The sequence below is a fragment of the Kitasatospora sp. NPDC023176 genome (genome assembly GCF_055560495.1).
This window is the reverse complement of record NZ_JBVHIP010000043.1, coordinates 50,443-67,344: the sequence shown is the minus strand read 5'-3', so window position 1 is coordinate 67,344 and position 16,902 is coordinate 50,443. Positions and strand designations below refer to the sequence as shown.

Genomic DNA, 16,902 nt, shown 5'->3' with positions numbered 1-16,902 from the left:
GCCCTCCAGGCAGCGGTAAGCCCGGGCAGCGGAATCCAGACCCTCGAAGACCCGGCCGACAACGGCCGGAACGAGCCGCCCGCCACGCCCGCGGTACCAATGCTCCGGCAGGACTTCGCCGTTTGGCCTCTGAACAGGCCGAACGTCGAAGTCCTGCCGGTGTACTAGTTGACCGGACCGCAGCTGTGGCTCAGGCGGGTGCCGTTGTACCAACGGTCGGCGCACGCCTGCATGCTGTACCCGGGGCCGTCCGGCCACCAGTTGGACCCGGCGCCGGAGGAGCGCCAGACCTCGGTGCCGTTGTCGGTCAGGGTGAAGAGGCACCAGTACGGGTCCGTCGCCGAGGCCTGGATCGGGTTGTTCTCCATGGCGTCGTGCCAGCCACCGTCGACCCACTGGAGCTGGATCTCCTCGATGGCCACGCAGGAGCCGCTGCCGATGGTGAAGTTGCCCTCCTGAGCGAAGGCCGGGTTGGCGCCGAGTGCGATGAGGGCGGCCGTGCCGAATGTGGCGGCCAGGCCAAACCTGGTCTTCTTACCGATGCGCATGCCCATGCTTGTTCCCTTCGGGTTCTAGCCGTAGCGGCGTCTGGGGTAGATGCTGGTCGCCCTGTCCGAGGACGGACAGCCTTTAAGCTCGGGCCTTAAGCGAGCCGGGGAGCGGCGGCATGCGGGTGGCTGTGGCGTTTGCGGCACGGGACTTGGCCAATGTGCGGTTCGCGATCTCACCGGTCCAGCACCTGCTGATCGGGCTCCAGCAGGACAGCGGGGCCCCGCTTCCGGCGCGGCGGTGGTGGCGCGCGGTCCGCTCCCGGGTGCCGGCCCGGGCCTGGCCGCTGATCGAGCTGATCACGGCCAACCCGCTCTACCTCCCGGACTTCCTGACTCCGCCGATGCCGCTGGCCGCCGGTGGCATCTCGATCGGCGACGAACTCGACGTCATCGGCTCGGTCGGCGCCGAGCAGTTGCGCGGAGAACTGGCCCGGTACGCCGAGTTGGGGCCCGTGCCGTGGCCCGTCGCGCAACTGCTCGACGGCGGCACCGCGCAGATGAACCGCCTGTTACACGGGCTGCATGCCCTGTACAGGGCCTGCCTGGCCGACGACTGGCCCGACATGGTCAAGCTGCTCAACGCCGACATCTGCATGCGCCGGGGCGTTGTGGGCGAGTAGGGAACAGGCCGGATGCTGACCGGAATCCACCCGGCCTTCAGCGACCCGACACGCTTCGAACTCACCCTGTGGGGTCCGGCGCCGGAGGTTCCGGTGGACCTGGAGCGTACGGCCGAGGCCGGATTCGTCCTGTCCCCGAACCTGCTCCTCGGAGGCATGGTCTCCCCGGCCATCGCCAGCCCGTGGCAGCAGCCGCTCTTCGTGTACACCGCTTTGGAGACCGTCCAGCCGCCGCCCGTTCACGTGGACGGGCTGACGGCACTCGTCGGCAAGGGGAAGGCCGCCGCACTGCGGGCGATCGGCTCGGGCTGCACCACCACCGAACTGGCCGTCAGGCTCGGGGTGAGCGCTCCTGCGGCTTCCCAGCACACGGCTACCTTGCGCGGGAGTGGGATGATCACGTCCATCCGGGACGGACAGCGTGTCATCCACTCCCTCACGCCGCTCGGGATCGGCCTGCTCGCGGCCAACCCGCTCTGATCCCTGCCAGCCCTCTCTTTTGGATCTTTCCGCTCAACTCAGAGCGTGGTGGTGCGAGGAACACGGCTGCGCCCCGGACGAGGCCTGCCACAGCTGGCGCATCCTGAGCCCTGCGAGGCCGCTGACGCTCGCTGTCGGCGGTGCGATCCCGCTACATCCGAAATCCTGCGGGCCCCCGGACCGCGGCGGCGGCCAGTTCCTTGACGCGGGCGGCGGGTACGGGCACGCCCGGCGCTGCCTGGGCCCAGGCCACTACGTCCGGCACGGTGGTGAGGCCGGCCGGTGGCTGTCCCACGTAAGGGATGGCGTAGAGCGGGGTATTGGGTTCGCTGCGCCAGCTCTCCGCCAGTGTGCCGAGGTCCACCGCGTCGAAGCCGAGGACGTCCAGGAGGGCGATGGCCTCTTCCCTGACTGCCGGGTCGTCGCCGGACAGCGGCAGGGCGGTGCGATCGTGGGCGTCGGCGGGCCGGAACAGGTCCAGCAGTTGCCTGGGGCCGATGTTGTGCAAGGCCTTGACCACCCGGGCTCCGACGAGGTGGCGCTGGACCAGCTCGCTGGAGGTCAGCTCGTTGCTGTCGAGTTCCGGAATCTCCCATTCGGGCCTCAGCGGGGCGTAGTTCATCGGGTCGATGACGGTCTTACCGGCGAGCTCCGCGTGGGGCAGTTGCTTGTGGGCGGTCAATGGCACGGCCGTGATGACCAGTTCGGCGGCCAGCGCTGCCTCGGCCGGGGTGGCCGCGTGCGCCCGCGGGCCGAGGTCGTCGACGAGGCCGGCCAGGGTCTGCGGGCCGCGCGAGTTGCTCAGCACGACGTCGAGGCCGGCGTCGACGGCGCGGCGGGCGAGCGCTGCGCCGACCGCGCCGGTGCCGATAATGCCGAGGGTCGAGGTGCTCACGTGTCTTCTCCGTTCAGGTCTGCCCACGCGCTGCGACATGCGGCGTCCAGACTCGCTGCGGCGGGCTGCTTATGACCCATCACAGCCGGTTTGACCTGCGCGAACAATGATCAAAGACTCCCTGCAGCGATCACATCGCGTGATAGGTTCGACGGTGTGGAGCTGCGAGCGCTGCGATACTTCGTGACCGTCGCCGAGGAGTTGCACTTCGGCCGTGCGGCCGAGCGGCTGCAGATCGTGCAGCCGGCGGTCAGTCAGCAGATCGCCCGGCTGGAGCGCGAGCTCGGCGTTCGTCTGCTTGAGCGCAACTCACGGCGAGTCCGGCTCACCCCGGCCGGCGAACGCGTTCTCGCTGCCGCCCGGGAGGCCCTGGCCGCCGCGGCGCGGGTACGGGTGGTGGCCGGGGAGTCGGTGGCCGGACTGCGGATCGGGGTGGCTTCCTGCGTCACCCCGCGACTGGACCGCGCTCTGGCCCGCCTGCGCGAGAGCGAACGCCGCGCCGAGCCGAGACTGGTCGTCCTTCCGGTGACCGCACGCCTCGACGCCGTCCGCGACGGCGAGCTGGACCTGGCGCTGGTTCGCGGCACCCTGGCATCCACGACGCTGACGGTGACGCCCGCCTGGTCCGAGCCTCTGCACGCGGTGCTCTCCCGCGAACACCCGGCCGTCGGCAAGCCCACGGTCAGCCTGCACGACCTCGACCCGCACGGCCTCTACCTGCCCGCCCGGGACAGTGACCCGCCGCTGCACGACGCGATCCTCGCTGCCCTGCCCACGGCCCCGTCGCGTCCGCCCGCCGGGGACCTGCTCAACGCGGCGTTCGAGGTGAGCCGAGGCGGGGAGGCCTGGACGCTGATCCCGGCCGAGCAATTCGCCGGGTCGCTGCCCGACCGGTTGCTACAGGTGCCGTTCGATCCGCTGATGACCGTCGACGGCCACGTCGTGACCTCGCCCGCCACACCGGCACCATGGGTGGCGTCGTACGTGGCCGCGTTCGGCGACTAGGGTCTGCACGAAAGCGGATCTCGAACGGCGATGATCACGGCGTGGCGCAAGGGGACTTGACGGGCCGGCAGTGGGCACGGCTGAACTACTCAGAGCGCGGTGGTGAGCCGGATGCTGCGGCGGGGCCGGGCCGAGGATGTCCCGAACGTTCGTACAGGCCGCTGGGCGTCTGCGCCCGGGTCAGCTCCTGCACCGTGACCGGACCCAGCGCGGCCAGGGCGGTCTCGAAGGCCTGCCGGTAGGCCCCGCAGAACGCATCGGCGCCCAGACCCGCCTGCCTGGAGCCGGTCGGACGAGTGGTGCACCGTCCGCATCGACCCCAGGAACACCGTCCACGTCCTCGCCTCCGTCGACGAGTGCAGCTACGGCCCGGGCCCCGACCGGATGGGCGACCACCCCACCACCTGGTGCCAGGTCGGCCGGGGCGGCCGGTCCTGGTACACCGGCAGGGCCACACCGAGGAGTCGTACGCCGGCTCCGCCGTCCGCGCGATGCTCCTCCCTCAGCCGCCGCCGTCACACCGCCAGGGGTGCGCCCGGGCCGAAGGCGAGGTGGGTGAAGCGGGTGGCGATCAGGCGGTGGGCTTCCGGGGAGGGGTGGAGGGCGTCGGGGAGGGGGTGGGTGTCGTGGTCGGTCTCGCCGTAGAGGGCGCGGCCGTCCAGGTAGTGGAGGTCGGGGTCGCCGTCGGCGGTGCGGGCTTCGATGATGCGGGCGAGTTCGTCGCGGATCACCGTGAGGGTGAGGCGGCCGGGGGCGGGTTCGCCGGTGGCGCGGAAGCGGAGGGTGCCGGTGGTGAAGTCGGGGGCGAGGGGGCCGGGGGTGTGTTCCTGGATGGGGCAGAGGAGCGGGGAGACGACCAGGAGCGGGGTGGTGGGGTGGCCGTCGCGGATGGTGTCGAGGAAGCCGTGGACGGCCGGGGTGAAGGCGCGCAGGCGCATCACGTCGGCGTTGACGAGGTTGATGCCGAGTTTGAGGCTGATCCGGTCGGCGGGGGTGTCGCGGATGGTGCGGGCGGTGAAGGGGTCGAGCAGGGCGCCGCCGCCGAAGCCGAGGTTGGTGAGGTCGAGGCCGGCGGCGCGGGCCGCGAGGGCGGGCCACGTCCCGGTGGGATGGGTGGCGTTGGAGCCATGACTGATCGAACTTCCGTGGTGCAGCCAGCGGTTGGGGTGGGCGACGGGTACGGGAGTGAGGGGTGCGTCGGAGTCGAGGGCGATGAGTTCGGTGGTCTCGGTGTGCGGGAGCCAGATCTCGACGGTCTTGTCGTGGGCGGGCAGGCCGGTGAAGTGGGCGGTGCCGGGCGGGCCTTCGGTGAGGGTGGTGCGACCGGTGGCGAGGTCGACGGTGCGCAGGTTGCCGCCGGGGACGGTGGCCTGGGCTTGCGGCCGGCCGTCGACGAGGAGGTCGTAGACGCCGTCGGGCAGGTTGGGCACGCCCGGATAGGCGCGCTTGGTGGGGATGGTGTGGAGTGCCAGCGTGGTGGCGCGGGTGCGGAAGACCAGGCGGACGCCGGAGGGCTGCGACTCGGCCATCGCGAGCTGTTCGTCGGGGATCTGCCGGCGGGCGCGGGCGGGCAGTCGGTGCGGGAGCAGACCGCGGCCGGTGTGCTCGGTGTCCAGGTGGCCGTGCAGGAGGGACTCGGTGACGGGTGTGCTGATCATGGCGCTTCTTCGTTCGGCGGGACGGAGTGCAGGGCTGCGGAGCTGCCGAACAGTCGCACCGGCTGGGAGGGGGCGAGGTCGGCGGGTTCGGCGGGTTCGGCGCCCGCGGGCAGCACGGGTTCGGCGTTCGGCCCTGCTCGTGCCATGGCTGCCCCTCCTCGCACTGCTTCCTATGAGGAGTATGGTGTTGCCTAGGTGCCTTAGGCAAATGGAAAAGCCGAGTAGGGGCTGTCAGTCGGCAGGATCGCCTCGGATCCGCCCCGAACCACCGGCTTCGACCTGCTCTCCTGCAGTCCTCGGGCGGGCCGTGGACGGCGGGCCGCGCGCCCGGAAAGGGTGTGGCGAAGCGGCGGCGGCAGGCGCTATGCTCCCCGGCGATGAAGACTTTCGCTGCTCTCGGATCGGAGGTCCCGTTCGCACAAGGTGAGTGCTGATGCTCACCCACCCCGCGAACGAGGACACCTCCCGCTTCACCCTCTGGCGGCGCGTACGCGAGTACGCCGTGCCGCCCTCCATGATCGAAACCGCCACCGAGCGCCGACTGGCCGGCGACTGGGCCGGGGCCTGCGCGGCCGCCCACGTCGAGGTCGACTTCCGGCTGCGGGACGTCTCACGCACCCACGGACGGCAACTGGCCGACCGGGTACGCGAGGACCTGCGCCACCTGGCGCCGGACCTGCTGCGCTGGCACCTGCCCAGAACCGCGCCCGACGGGCTGCTGCGCGCCGGCCTGACCGTGCCGCTGGCCCGCTACCCGGGCGAACGGCCGGTGCACCTGGTGGTCCGCACGCCGCCCGCCTGGGCGGAGTACGGACAGCGGATCAGCCTGGCACTGTGGGACGGCTCCGATCCCGGCTCCGCCCCGCACCCCCGTCCGCGCCCCAGCCGCCGCTACCGGCTCGACCTGCACCGGCACCTCTGGGACGCCGGGCGCAGCGGGGAGTTGGCGCTGCGGTCCGGCGTCGGTCCGCCAACTGACCAGCCGCACAACGGAATCGGCCCGCACGGGCTGCGCCTCGCCGCCGACCGCTGGGCCGCCGAGGCCGAGTTGCTGCGGCGCGCCGAGGGGCTCCCACCCGGGCCCGTCACGGTGCGGCTCGGGCGGCAGCGACGGCTGGTACTCGGACCTGGCACCCGCGTCGAGGAGGCCATCGGGGACGTCCGGGCGCTGCCGCTGCTGCCCGACGCGGCGACCTGGGTGCCGCCCGACGTCGACCTGCTGCGCAGCGGGGCGCTCACACCGGACCGGCTGCATCCGCTGGTCGCGGCCGCGCTGGCGCCCGGACACCGTCCCGTACGGGAGCCCGAACCACCGCCCGGGCAAAGGGTGGTGGAGTGTCGCGGCGCCCGGCACCGGATCGCGGTGGTCGACGGGGTGCTGACCGCGCTCGACCACGATCCGGCCCAGCTGCGCCGCGAGGAGCTGCTGGTCGCCCTGTCCGGCACCCCGCTGCCCTGTCTGCGCGCGATCGACCAGGCGCACCGCGATCCGGCCGAACTGACCGGCGTGCGCGACCGGTTGAACCACGGCGACACCGCCGGGGCGCTGGCCGTACTGGAGGGTCTGCTCGGCCCGCGGGCGGCGCTGCGCGAGGGGCCGCTGCGGGACGAACTCGCGGCGGCGGCGGAGCGCAGGGTCGCCTACGGCCTCTACCGGTCCGGTCTGACCCTCGACCGGCGGGCCAAGGCCGTGGAGAGCTGGACCTCCTACGACCTCTACCGGTTCGGCATGCCCCGCCGGCACACCTACCCGTTCCCGCGGCCGCCCCGCATCGCCGCCCGCTGAACGCTCACTGAAGGCCCGCCGCACGCACGAGGCCGGTCACAACCCGCGCGCACCCACTGACTTCCGACTTCCCGAGGTGATCACCCATGCCCATGCCCATGCTCACGTCCACGTCCACACTCACGTCCACGTCCACGTCCACGTCCACCCACGCCCGGCTCGACGTCGCCCGCCAACTGCTCGACCTGCTCGGCGACACCCGCACCGAACCCCGCTCCGACGACCAACTGGAGGCACTCACCCTCGCCGTGGCCGCCGACCTGCCCGTACTGCTCTGGGGCGAACCGGGCATCGGCAAGACCGCCGCCCTCAACCAGCTCGCCGACGCCCTGGACCTGCCGCTGACCACCGTCATCGCCAGCGTCCACGAGCCCTCGGACTTCTCCGGCCTGCCCATCGTCGGCGACGACCCGGCGCAGCAGGGCGTCCCGCTGGCCCCGCCGGACTGGGCGGTGCGGCTCGTCCGGGCCGGGCGCGGGCTGCTGTTCCTGGACGAGCTGTCCACCGCGCCGCCCGCCGTCCAGGCCGCGCTGCTCCGGCTGGTCCTGGAGCGGCGCATCGGTGCGCTCCAACTGCCGCCGGGCGTACGGATCGTGGCCGCGGCGAACCCACGGTCCTCGGCGGCCGACGGGTGGGAGCTGAGCCCGCCGCTGGCGAACCGGTTCGTCCATCTGCAGTGGGTGCACGACCACGAGGTGGTGGTGCGCGGACTCGGCGGGGTGTGGCCGGTCGCCACCCTGCCGCGGCTCGATCCGGCGGAGCTGTCGGCGGCGGTCGCGCTCGCCCGCCGGGCGGTCTGCGAACTGCTCACCGTGCGGCCGGAGTTGGTGCACCGGATGCCCACCACCGAGACCAAGCGCGGCGGGGCCTGGCCGTCCCCGCGCAGCTGGGACATGACGCTGCGGCTGATCGCCTTCGCCACCGCGGCCGGCTCCTCCCGGGAGGTGCTGTCGCTGCTGGTCCGGGGCACCGTCGGGGACGGTCCCGGGCTGGAGCTGATGGCGAGCATGGACCGGATGGACCTGCCGGACCCCGAGCAGCTGCTCGCCGACCCTGCCGGCGCGGTGCTGCCCGAGCGCGGGGACCTGCGCCAGGTGGTGCTGGACGGGGTGGTGGCCGCGGTGCGCAACCGGCCGGAACCAGCCCGGTGGGACGCGGCCTGGGCGCTGATGGTGCGGGCGATGGAGACCGGCGCGCCGGACGTGCTGGTCGTCCCGGCCACCACTCTGGCCTCGCTGCGCCGGGAGGACTGGGAGGTCCCGGCGGCGATCGAGCACCTGGCCTCGACGGTGGCGCTGTCCCGGCGGGCCGACCGCGCCGCCGTGCGCGTCGCCGCCCGGAGCGACGTGACGGCCGGCCGATGAGCACGGGCACCACGTCCCCGGACGCCACGTCGCCGGGCACCACTCCTCCGGACGCCACGCCGCCGGACACCGGCTGGAGCGCCCGGCCCGCCGCCACCCCGCTGGACGTCCGCCGGCGCGGCCAGCCACTGACCGCCCGCCGGCCGGCCGGCCCGACCCCCGCCCCGCCGGACCTCCGCCCGCTGGACCTCGACAAGCTGTACGCCGCCCGGCTGCAGGCCGTCCGGGCCCGCCCCTACCTGGCGACGGCACTGTTCGCCCTGCACCTGGTGGAGTCCCGGCAGGTGCCGACCATGAGCGTGGACCGCCACTGGCGCTGCTACGCCTCGCCCGGCTTCGTCGAGCGCACCCCGGTGGAGGACCTCGCCTCGGTCTGGGTGCACGAGGTCTCGCACCTGCTGCGCGACCACCACGGCCGCAGCGACCGCCTGACCCGCGAACTCGGCTTCCAGGGCCCCGCGGACCGGCTGCGGATGAACATCGCCGCCGACTGCGAGATCAACGACGATGCCTTCGGGGACGGCCTGGTCACGCCGGCGGGCGCGCTGACGCCCAAGGCCCTCGACCTGCCGGAGGGCCGGCTGATGGAGGAGTACGTCCGCGGCTTCGGCTTCGACCTGCGCCGTCTGAGCCTGGCCTGGCTGGACTGCGGCAGCGGTGCCGACGGCGTGGACCGCCCCTGGGAGCTGGGCCCGGACGGCGCCCACGGGCTGACGGTCCAGGAGCAGGACGCCGTGCGCTTCCGGGTCGCCGAGGGCATCCGGGGCCGCCCGGGGAACGCCCCGGCGGGCTGGCGGCGCTGGGCCGAGGAGGCGTTCCACCCGCCGCAGCCGTGGCGGCAGTTGCTGGGCGCGGCGATGCGCTCGGCGGTGTCGGGGCCGGGCGCGGGCGGGGACTACAGCTACGGCCGTCCGGCCCGCCGCTCGGTCGGGCTCCCGGGCGTGGTGCTGCCGAGCCTGCGGCGGCGTCCGCCCCGGGTGTCGGTGGTGATCGACACCTCCGGGTCGGTCTCCGACCAGGAGCTGGGCAGTGCGCTGCTGGAGGTCGCGGCGATCGGCCGGGCGGTCGGCGGCCGGCACGATCTGGTCACCGTGCTGTCCTGCGACGCCGCCCTCCAGGCCGCCGGGGCGCTCTGCCGGGCGGCGGGCATCCCGCTGGTCGGCGGCGGGGGCACGGACCTGCGGACGGGCTTCGCGGCGGCACTGCGGACCAGGCCGCGGCCGGACGTCGTGGTGGTGCTGACGGACGGGCAGACGCCGTGGCCGGCGGTCCCGCCGTCCTGCCGTACGGTGGTGGGCCTGTTCCGGCGGCCGGCCGGGTACGACGAGAACAACGGCGAGTACCGGCCGGACACGCCGCCGGACTGGGCCCGGGTGGTCCGGATCGGATGAGCCGGGCCGGGGGCCGTCGACAGCAGGAGGTTTCCGCTTGGACACGGACGGGCCGGTGGAGGCCCCCGCGCAGGACGAGCACGCGCGGCTCGCCCGCTACCGCCGGGCGCTCGCCGCGGCGGCACCGGCCGACGCGGCCGGGCCGGCGGCGCGGGTGCTCGCCGATCCCGACCGGGCGATGGCGAGCGGCGCGGTGTGCGAGTACCTGGACCGGCGGGCGGCGCAGCTGCTGACCGACCAGAATTCCCCGACTGGCAGCGGGAGTCGGCCGCAGCGGTGGTGGCCGACGCGTTCACCGTACGGCGCCTGCACGAGTGGGCGCTGCCGCGGACGATGACCCTCGGCGAGCCCTGGGAGCAGCGGCAGTTGCTCACGGCCTCGAACTGGCTCCGGCTGCACACGGCCGAGACCCCCTCGGCCGGGGCGTGCCTGAGCGCCCTCGCCGAGGGCGGGCGCACCCGCCGGATCCGCCATCTCGCGGCCTCCCGGCTGCGGCAACTCCGCCGGCGGGAAGGGGCGGAGGAGCGATGAGACTCCTCCGCCCGTCGACGGGGCCTCAGCCCACCATGGCCGCCAGCACGCTGCGCCAGTCCTCCCCCGGCTCGGGCCGCAGCGCGGCCGCCAGGGTCTCGGCGCGGTAGTGCCACGGGCGCCGCAGCTCCGGGTCGGCGTCGGGGCTCAGCTCCACGGTGCCGGCCGAGCCGAGCAGGCGGATCAGCTCGGTGCCGAACTCCGCCCAGGAGACGTGCCCGGTGATCGCGTTGACGATCCGGCCGGCGGCGGGGCCGTCGGGCAGGGCGCAGACCGCGAGGGCGCGGGCCAGGGCCGCGGAGTGCACCCAGGCGGCGCCGTTCCACTCCCCCTCGCCGCCGGCGGGCAGGACGATCGGCCGGCCGGCCAGCGCGGCCTGGTAGAGGTCCCCGGTGGAGCCCCAGCGGAGCTGGTCGCGCAGGCGGTGGTGCGGGCCCCAGACGATCGGGGCGCGCACCACGGTGGCCGGGCCGTGGCCGGTGGCGGCGGCGGTCTCGAACAGCATCCGCTCGCAGTCCAGCTTGGCCTGCCCGTACGCGGAGACCGGTGCGCCGCTGGGGCCGCCTTCGGTGACCTCGGTGCCGGGCGGGCGCCCGTAGGCGTCGATGCTGCTGACGAAGACGAACGGGCCGCCGGACCAGCCGTCCAGCAGGGCGCGCATGGCGGCCACGTCGGTCTCGTGCTCGGTGAAGGTGCAGGCGGCGTGGATGACGGCGTCCACGCCCTTGACGGCGCGCTGGAGGCTGTCCAGGTCGGCGAGGTCGCCCTCGGCGATCTCGGCGCCGTGCAGGGCCGGCAGGTGGGCCGACTCCGGGCGGACCAGGACGCGCACCGGCCGGCCCTGGGCCATCAGTTCCTGCAGCACGGCGGCGCCGACGCCGCCGGTGGCGCCGGTGAGCAGCACGGTGCCGGTGCGGGGCTCGCCGCTCAGTGGGGCGCCGGTGTGGGTGAGGGCGGCACGGCGCTCCTCCTCGCGGGAGGCGAGCAGGGTGGCGAGGGCGCGCGGGGTGCGGTGCTCCAGGATGTCGAGGCCGGTGAGCGGCACCCCGACCCGGGTGCGCAGGCGTTCGGCGAGCTGGACGGCGACCAGCGAGTGGCCGCCGAGGGCGAAGAAGTCGCCGTCGGCGGGCGGGACGCTGCCGAGCAGTTCGCCGAAGGCCGCGCGGACGAGGTCGAGCGGGCCGGGCCGGGCAGCCTCGGGCGCCGCCGCGGGAACGACGGCCCCGGGCAGCCGGCCGCGGTCGACGGCGCCGTCCGTGCCGCGCGGGATCCGGTCCAACAGGGTAACGGCCAGCGGCAGTTCGGCCGCCGCGACGGAGCGCCGGAGCAGCGAGCGCAGGTCGGTGCCGCTGGGGGCGACCGGGCCGCGCACCACCGCGTAGGCGAGCGGCGGGCCGTCGGCGGTCTCGACCACGGCCGCGTCGGCCACCCCGGGGGCGGCCGACAGCGCCGCCAGCACCGGGTGCCGGACGTCGGAGACCAGGAGTTCGCCGGGCAGTTCGGCGAGCGGGCGGTCCTCGTCGTCGGCCACCGCGCGGAGCACGGCGGCGAAGGCCTCGACCAGCCGGGCGGCCGTGGCCTCGTCCAGCGCCGCCTGGTCGTGCTGGACCAGGCAGCGCGGCTGCGGGCCCTCCTCCAGCACCAGGGTGAGGTCGAACTTGGCGAGTTCCAGGTCGAGTTCGACGTGTTCGGCGTCGAGCCCGGGCAGCGTCAGCGCGGTGGCGGGCTGGACGAGGTCGCAGCTGACCGACAGCAGCGGGGTGCCGTCGGCGCCGCGGGCCGCCGCGCCGAGCCGCTCGACCACCAGGTCGAAGGGCACCTGGTGGTGCTGCTGGGCCTCCAGCAGGGCGCCGCGCACCAGGGCGAGCGCCTCGGCGAAGGACTCCTCCCCGGCCAGTTCGGCCCGCACCGCGAGGGTGTTGACGCCCAGGCCGACCGTACGGCGCAGCTCTGGCCGGGCGCGGTGGCCGCTGGCGCAGCCGAGGGTGAGGTCGTCCTGTCCGGCGGCGGTGCGCAGGGTGGCGAAGGCGGCGGCGAGGACGACGGCGAACAGGGTGGCGCCGTGCCGGGCGCCGAGCTGCCGCAGCTCCTCGACGGTGGCGGCGTCGAGCGGTACGGCGTGCAGCCCGGCGCGGCGGTCGCGGACGCCGGGGGCGACGGGCCGCAGCAGCGGCAGCGGTCGGGCGCCGGCCAGCTGGGCGGCGAGGGCGTCGGCGGTCGCGGTGAGTTCGGTGTCGCGGGCGCGCTCTTGGCGGGCGTACTCGGCGTACGGCAGGCCGGGCTGCGGCAGCCGGGGCTCGACGCCGTCGCGGGCGGCGGCGTACAGCTCGGCGAGGTCGGCGGCGAGGACGGGCAACGAGCCGCCGTCGACGGCGATGTGATGGATCGTCAGCAACAGGGTGTGGTCCTCGGGTGCGTGCCGCAGCAGCAGGGCGCGCAGCACCGGCCCCTCGGTGAGGTCGAAGGGGCGGGCGGCCTCGGCCGCCAACCGCTCCGAACCGTCGGAGGAGACGTGAGAGGCGTCTTCGGAGGAGGCGTCCACGACCGGCAGCGGCACCGGCCCGGCCGGATCGATGTGCTGGTAGGGCTGCTCGCCTCGGCGCGGGTAGCGGGTGCGCAGCACGGCGTGCCGCTCGGTGAGGCCGGTGAGCGCGGTGGCCAGGGCCTCCGGGTCGAGCGGTCCGCGCAGCCGGGTGGCGATCGGGACGTTGTAGAGGGCGCCGCCCTGGCCGAGGTGGTCCATCAGCCACATCCGCTGCTGGGCGTGGGAGAGCGGGGCCGGGCCGGTGTCGGCGGCCGTCGGGCGCTCCGGCGTGGCGGCGGGGGCGGTGCGGCGGTTGCGGGCGCGGCGGAGCAGGTCGTTCTGGTCGCTGGTCATCGCTGGGGTGCTCCCGGGGTGTCGTCGGCGGCCCGCAGGGCGCGCTCGAGCAGTTCGGCCTGGCCGGCCACGGTGGGGTGGCCGAGGAAGTCGGCGAGGGAGAGTTCGACGCCGAGGTCCTCGCGCAGGTCGTCGACGACCCACATGGCAAGCAGTGAGTGGCCGCCCTCGGCGAGGAAGTCGGCGGCCGGGTCGGTGATCGGGCGTTCCAGGGCGCGGCTCCAGGCCTCGGCCACGACCTGCTGGATCGGGGTGAGTTCGGCCTCGGCCGTCGTGCGGTCCGCCGAGGGGTCCGGGGCGGTGGCGAGCGACCGCCGGTCGACCTTGCCGCTGCCGGTGAGCGGCAGCTCGGCGAGGACGGCCCAGGCGGTGGGCACCAGGTGGGCGGGCAGGCGTTCGGCGAGCCGGGTGCGCAGGGTCTCGACGGCCACCCCGGCGCCCTCGGCGAGGACGACGCAGGCGGTGAGCGCGGCGTCGGGCTGTCCGGCCCGGCGGACCACCACGGCCGCCTCGGCGACCTCGGCGAACCGCAGCAGCGCCTGCTCGACCTCGCCCGGCTCGATCCGGAAGCCCCGGACCTTGACCTGGTCGTCGGTGCGGCCGTGGAACTCCAGGGCGCCGTCGGGGCGTTGGCGCACCAGGTCGCCGCTGCGGTAGGCGCGGCCGCTGCCCGGGAGGTCGCGGAAGCGCTCGTCGGTCAGTTCCGGCCGGTCGAGGTAGCCCTGGGCGAGCCGCCCGCCGCCGATCCAGAGCTCGCCGACCGTACCGGGCTCGACCGGCGCGAGCCGCTCGTCCAGGACGAGGGCGCTGGCGCCGCCGAAGGGCCGTCCGATCGGGACCGGGCCGCCCTCGCAGTCGGCCGGGGCGATCCGGTGGGCGGTGGTGAAGGTGGTGGCCTCGGTGGGCCCGTAGACGTTGTACAGCTCCAGCCAGGGGAAGGCGCGCAGCACCGCCCCGGCGTACTCGGGGGCGAGGGCCTCGCCGCCGACGGCCAGGGTGCGCAGCACGCCGAAGATCCGGGACTGCTTGGCGGCCAGGTGGTGGAAGAGCGCGGTGGTGATGAAGGCGGTGGTGGCGCCGAACCGCTCGATGTCGCGGACGAGTTCCTCGGCGCTGGGCCGCTCGGCCGGCGAGACGGCGACGGCCGCGCCGCGGGCGAGCGGGGCCCAGAGTTCGAAGGTGGCGGCGTCGAAGGAGGGGGTGGAGTGGAAGAGCACCCGGTCGCGCGGGAAGAGGGGGAGCCCGTCGGGGGCGGTGACCAGGTCGGCGACGGCGCGGTGCGGGACGAGCACGCCCTTGGGGCGGCCGGTGGAGCCGGAGGTGTAGTAGAGCAGGGCGGGCGCGTCCGGTTCGGCGGCGTCGGGCACCGCACCCCCGCTCTCCTCGGTGCCGCGCTCGGTGAGCACCAGGGTGCGTTCGGCGGGCAGCCCGGCGTCGGCGAGCAGCGCCTTGTCGCCGAGGACGAGCCGCACGTCCGCGTCCTCGGTCATCTCGGCGATGCGCGGGCGCGGGTAGGCCGGGTCGAGCGGGACGACCAGGGCGCCGGCCCGCCAGACGGCGAGCTGGGCCACCGCGAACCTGGCGGAGCGGGCGCACAGCAGGCCGACGGCGCTGCCGGGGCCGACTCCGCGCGCGGCCAGCACGGCGGCCAACCGGCCGGAGGCGTCCAGGAGTTCACGGTAGGTGAGGTAGGTGGCGCCGTCGGTCAGGGCGAGCGCGGTCGGGTGCTGCTCGGCCTGCCGGGCGACCAGGGCGGGGAGGGTGGGGCGGACGGGCGTCATGACTGGTTCCCTTCCGGGCGCCCCGGCGCTGAGGCCGGGAAGCCGCTGTTCAGGACAGGAGGCGGGGGCGGGGGGGGCGGGGCCGGGGCCGAAGCCGGACCGGGCCCCGCCCGGGGTACGGGCCCTACACGAGGGACGGACCGCTACGCGAGGGACGCGCTGGGCATCCGCTCCTCCACCAGCCGCGCGATCGCCCGCAGGTCGGGCTGGCGCAGCAGCAGGGGCGCGCGCAGCCGCACGCCGTACTCCCCCTCCAGGGACTCCAGCAGCCGGGCCGCGGCGAGCGAGTTGCCGCCCGAGGCGAGGAAGTTGTCGCCCGGGCCGAGGTCGGCGCGGCCGACCAGCTCCCGGCAGAGCTTCAGCACGGTGCGCTCGACCGGCGTCTCGCCCTCCTCGCCCACGGCCACCGGGACGGGAGGCTCCGCGGCGAGCAGCGCCGCGCGGTCCACCTTGCCGTTGGCGTCCAGCGGGAAGGTGTCGACCAGCCGGACGGCCGAGGGCACGGCCTGCTCGGGCAGCCAGGGCCGTACGGCGTCCAGCAGGCTCGCGGGATCGGCGTCCGCCCCGGTCTGCACGAAGGCCAGCAGCCGGACGCCGCCGGTCTCCGCCGTCTCGGCGGCGACCACGGCCCGGCGCACCCGGGGGTCGCGCTCGAAGGCGGCCTCGACCTCGGCGGGTTCGATCCGCACCCCGCTGACCTTGACCTGGTCGTCCAGCCGGCCGTGGAACTCCAGCACGCCGTCGGCGCGCATCACCACCCGGTCGCCGGTGCGGTAGACCCGGTCGATGCCGTCCACGCCGGGCGGCACCTCGACGAAGCGGCGGGCGGTCAGCTCGGGGTCGAGGTATCCGGCGGCCAGGCCCCGGCCGCCGATCCGCAGCTCGCCGGCCGTGCCTCTGGGCACCGGGCGGCCCTGCTCGTCGGTGACCAGCAGGACGGCGCCGGGGATCGGCAGGCCGATCGGCGGCGCGCCGGCGCCGTGGTCGCCGCCGGGCGCCATGGTGTGCACGGTGGTGGCGACGGTCGCCTCGGCGGGGCCGTAGGCGTTGTGGACGGTCGCGGTGACGTCCGGTCCGGGGGCGCGGCGCAGCCGGTCGCCGCCGATCACCACGTGGCGCAGGGCCAGCCCGGCGGGCCAGGGCCGGTTGAGGATCGGCTCGGCCAGCGGGGTGGGCAGCAGGGTGACGGTGATGCGGGACTCGCCCAGCCATTCGGTGAGCGCGCCCGAGTCCCAGCGGACGGCCTCGGGCGCGACGACAAGCGCGGCGCCGGAGGTGAGGGTGGCCCACAGCTCCATGACGTGCGGGTCGAAGGACACCCCGATCAGCAGGCTGTGCCGCTCGCCGGGGCCGAGGCCGGACAGCTCCCGGTACCAGTGCAGCAGCGCGCCGAGCGCCGGTTCGGTGGCGGCGACGGCCTTGGGGGTGCCGGTGGAGCCGGAGGTGAGGACGGCGTAGTGGGTGCCGGCGGGCACGCTGATCTGCTCGCCGGGCGTCAGGGCGGCCAGCACCCCGGCGGTGGACAGGTCCGACGTGGGCAGGTCCAGTTCCAGCCGCTCGCCGCCGGGCGGCAGCACGGCGGCCTCGCCGACCAGGCAGACCGGGCGCAGCTGCTCGGCGACGGCCTGCAGCCGCTTCTCGCCGGGGCGCGGGCCGAGCGGCAGGTGGACGGCGCCCAGCTTGGCTATGCCGAGGGTGACGGCGACCAGCGCCGCCGAGTGGCCGAGGCAGACGCCGACCAGGTCGCCCGGGCCGACCTTGCCGCGCAGCGCGGTGGCCACGGTCTCGGCGAGGCGGTCGAGCTCCGCGTAGTCGTAGCTGTGCTCGCCGTCGATCAGGGCGGGCGCCTGCGGGGTGCGGTGCGCCCAGCTGGTGAACAGGTCGAGGACCGCGCCGTCCTGGTGGGGACGACCGTAGCCGATGCTCAGGGATTCCATCAAAGTCTCCAAATACGTACGAGAA

General features: G+C 75.0%; 15 protein-coding genes and 1 pseudogene. 9 read left to right on the top strand and 7 right to left on the bottom strand.

Going from position 1 to position 16,902, the window contains the following annotated elements:
- Positions 1-164 precede the first annotated feature (164 nt).
- Positions 165-554 carry a hypothetical protein gene (locus tag ACZ3YL_RS36950; RefSeq protein WP_465661874.1) on the bottom strand — a complete coding sequence of 130 codons (390 nt, stop codon included), beginning with the start codon at positions 552-554 and terminating at the stop codon, positions 165-167.
- Between the two features lie 113 nt (positions 555-667).
- Here ACZ3YL_RS36950 and ACZ3YL_RS36945 point away from each other — a divergent pair, with 113 nt between their 5' ends.
- Together ACZ3YL_RS36945 and ACZ3YL_RS36940 are read left to right on the top strand one after the other, a co-directional pair.
- Positions 668-1,171 carry a hypothetical protein gene (locus tag ACZ3YL_RS36945; protein WP_465661872.1) on the top strand — a complete coding sequence of 168 codons (504 nt, stop codon included), beginning with the start codon at positions 668-670 and terminating at the stop codon, positions 1,169-1,171.
- Between the two features lie 12 nt (positions 1,172-1,183).
- Positions 1,184-1,651 (top strand): ArsR/SmtB family transcription factor, encoded by a 468-nt coding sequence (locus ACZ3YL_RS36940; protein ID WP_465661870.1) that lies wholly within the window; start codon positions 1,184-1,186, stop codon positions 1,649-1,651.
- Positions 1,652-1,802: 151 nt separating this feature from the next.
- On the opposite strand, the gene ACZ3YL_RS36935 is transcribed toward ACZ3YL_RS36940, so the two are convergent.
- Positions 1,803-2,585 (bottom strand): NADPH-dependent F420 reductase, encoded by a 783-nt coding sequence (locus ACZ3YL_RS36935; RefSeq protein ID WP_465661868.1) that lies wholly within the window; start codon positions 2,583-2,585, stop codon positions 1,803-1,805.
- 117 nt (positions 2,586-2,702) lie between these two features.
- Between ACZ3YL_RS36935 and ACZ3YL_RS36930 the strand changes: the two genes are divergently transcribed.
- Both ACZ3YL_RS36930 and ACZ3YL_RS36925 read left to right on the top strand, forming a co-directional pair.
- Complete coding sequence (locus ACZ3YL_RS36930; protein ID WP_465661866.1) at positions 2,703-3,551, top strand: LysR family transcriptional regulator; 849 nt, start codon at positions 2,703-2,705, stop codon at positions 3,549-3,551.
- Positions 3,552-3,836: 285 nt separating this feature from the next.
- A pseudogene (locus ACZ3YL_RS36925) lies at positions 3,837-3,986 on the top strand (ThuA domain-containing protein); the annotation flags it as partial.
- Between the two features lie 80 nt (positions 3,987-4,066).
- Here ACZ3YL_RS36925 and ACZ3YL_RS36920 read toward each other — a convergent pair.
- A complete protein-coding gene (locus ACZ3YL_RS36920; protein WP_465661864.1) occupies positions 4,067-5,209 on the bottom strand; it encodes a GDSL-type esterase/lipase family protein in 1,143 nt (380 codons plus the stop codon).
- Entirely contained in the window at positions 5,206-5,355 is a 150-nt protein-coding gene (locus ACZ3YL_RS36915) for a hypothetical protein (RefSeq protein ID WP_465661862.1), read from the bottom strand. Before ACZ3YL_RS36915 ends, ACZ3YL_RS36920 begins: the two co-directional genes overlap by 4 nt.
- A 287-nt stretch (positions 5,356-5,642) precedes the next feature.
- Between ACZ3YL_RS36915 and ACZ3YL_RS36910 the strand changes: the two genes are divergently transcribed.
- The 5 genes from ACZ3YL_RS36910 to ACZ3YL_RS36890 all read left to right on the top strand — a co-directional run bounded on the left by ACZ3YL_RS36910 (position 5,643) and on the right by ACZ3YL_RS36890 (position 10,281).
- Positions 5,643-6,995, top strand: coding sequence for a hypothetical protein (locus ACZ3YL_RS36910; RefSeq protein ID WP_188305743.1), 1,353 nt, complete (start codon positions 5,643-5,645; stop codon positions 6,993-6,995).
- A gap of 98 nt (positions 6,996-7,093) precedes the next feature.
- Positions 7,094-8,359, top strand: a complete 1,266-nt coding sequence (locus ACZ3YL_RS36905) for an AAA family ATPase (protein ID WP_465661878.1) — start codon at positions 7,094-7,096, stop codon at positions 8,357-8,359.
- A complete protein-coding gene (locus ACZ3YL_RS36900; protein WP_465661860.1) occupies positions 8,356-9,750 on the top strand; it encodes a vWA domain-containing protein in 1,395 nt (464 codons plus the stop codon). Before ACZ3YL_RS36905 ends, ACZ3YL_RS36900 begins: the two co-directional genes overlap by 4 nt.
- Positions 9,751-9,787: 37 nt before the next feature.
- On the top strand, positions 9,788-10,087 hold the full coding sequence (locus ACZ3YL_RS36895) for a hypothetical protein (RefSeq protein ID WP_465661858.1): 300 nt from the start codon (positions 9,788-9,790) through the stop codon (positions 10,085-10,087).
- Positions 10,084-10,281 carry a hypothetical protein gene (locus ACZ3YL_RS36890; protein ID WP_465661856.1) on the top strand — a complete coding sequence of 66 codons (198 nt, stop codon included), beginning with the start codon at positions 10,084-10,086 and terminating at the stop codon, positions 10,279-10,281. Before ACZ3YL_RS36895 ends, ACZ3YL_RS36890 begins: the two co-directional genes overlap by 4 nt.
- A 25-nt stretch (positions 10,282-10,306) precedes the next feature.
- Here the strand turns inward: ACZ3YL_RS36890 and ACZ3YL_RS36885 are convergent, their stop codons facing one another.
- The 3 genes from ACZ3YL_RS36885 to ACZ3YL_RS36875 all read right to left on the bottom strand — a co-directional run bounded on the left by ACZ3YL_RS36885 (position 10,307) and on the right by ACZ3YL_RS36875 (position 16,877).
- Positions 10,307-13,159: a condensation domain-containing protein gene (locus tag ACZ3YL_RS36885; protein ID WP_465661854.1), complete on the bottom strand. Its 2,853-nt coding sequence runs from the start codon at positions 13,157-13,159 to the stop codon at positions 10,307-10,309.
- Complete coding sequence (locus ACZ3YL_RS36880) at positions 13,156-14,940, bottom strand: non-ribosomal peptide synthetase (protein ID WP_465661852.1); 1,785 nt, start codon at positions 14,938-14,940, stop codon at positions 13,156-13,158. Before ACZ3YL_RS36880 ends, ACZ3YL_RS36885 begins: the two co-directional genes overlap by 4 nt.
- Positions 14,941-15,083: 143 nt before the next feature.
- On the bottom strand, positions 15,084-16,877 hold the full coding sequence (locus ACZ3YL_RS36875; protein ID WP_465661850.1) for a non-ribosomal peptide synthetase: 1,794 nt from the start codon (positions 16,875-16,877) through the stop codon (positions 15,084-15,086).
- Positions 16,878-16,902 lie beyond the last annotated feature (25 nt).

What these genes read in the sequence shown, in the direction of transcription:
- ACZ3YL_RS36875 (WP_465661850.1), bottom strand. Translation starts at nt 16,877, where the DNA reads ATGGAATCCCTGAGCATCGGCTACGGTCGTCCCCACCAGGACGGCGCG.
- ACZ3YL_RS36880 (WP_465661852.1), bottom strand. Translation starts at nt 14,940, where the DNA reads ATGACGCCCGTCCGCCCCACCCTCCCCGCCCTGGTCGCCCGGCAGGCC.
- ACZ3YL_RS36935 (WP_465661868.1), bottom strand. Translation starts at nt 2,585, where the DNA reads ATGTCGCAGCGCGTGGGCAGACCTGAACGGAGAAGACACGTGAGCACC.
- ACZ3YL_RS36940 (WP_465661870.1), top strand. Translation starts at nt 1,184, where the DNA reads ATGCTGACCGGAATCCACCCGGCCTTCAGCGACCCGACACGCTTCGAA.
- ACZ3YL_RS36945 (WP_465661872.1), top strand. Translation starts at nt 668, where the DNA reads ATGCGGGTGGCTGTGGCGTTTGCGGCACGGGACTTGGCCAATGTGCGG.
- ACZ3YL_RS36915 (WP_465661862.1), bottom strand. Translation starts at nt 5,355, where the DNA reads ATGGCACGAGCAGGGCCGAACGCCGAACCCGTGCTGCCCGCGGGCGCC.
- ACZ3YL_RS36910 (WP_188305743.1), top strand. Translation starts at nt 5,643, where the DNA reads ATGCTCACCCACCCCGCGAACGAGGACACCTCCCGCTTCACCCTCTGG.
- ACZ3YL_RS36890 (WP_465661856.1), top strand. Translation starts at nt 10,084, where the DNA reads ATGACCCTCGGCGAGCCCTGGGAGCAGCGGCAGTTGCTCACGGCCTCG.
- ACZ3YL_RS36885 (WP_465661854.1), bottom strand. Translation starts at nt 13,159, where the DNA reads ATGACCAGCGACCAGAACGACCTGCTCCGCCGCGCCCGCAACCGCCGC.
- ACZ3YL_RS36920 (WP_465661864.1), bottom strand. Translation starts at nt 5,209, where the DNA reads ATGATCAGCACACCCGTCACCGAGTCCCTCCTGCACGGCCACCTGGAC.
- ACZ3YL_RS36900 (WP_465661860.1), top strand. Translation starts at nt 8,356, where the DNA reads ATGAGCACGGGCACCACGTCCCCGGACGCCACGTCGCCGGGCACCACT.
- ACZ3YL_RS36950 (WP_465661874.1), bottom strand. Translation starts at nt 554, where the DNA reads ATGGGCATGCGCATCGGTAAGAAGACCAGGTTTGGCCTGGCCGCCACA.
- ACZ3YL_RS36905 (WP_465661878.1), top strand. Translation starts at nt 7,094, where the DNA reads ATGCTCACGTCCACGTCCACACTCACGTCCACGTCCACGTCCACGTCC.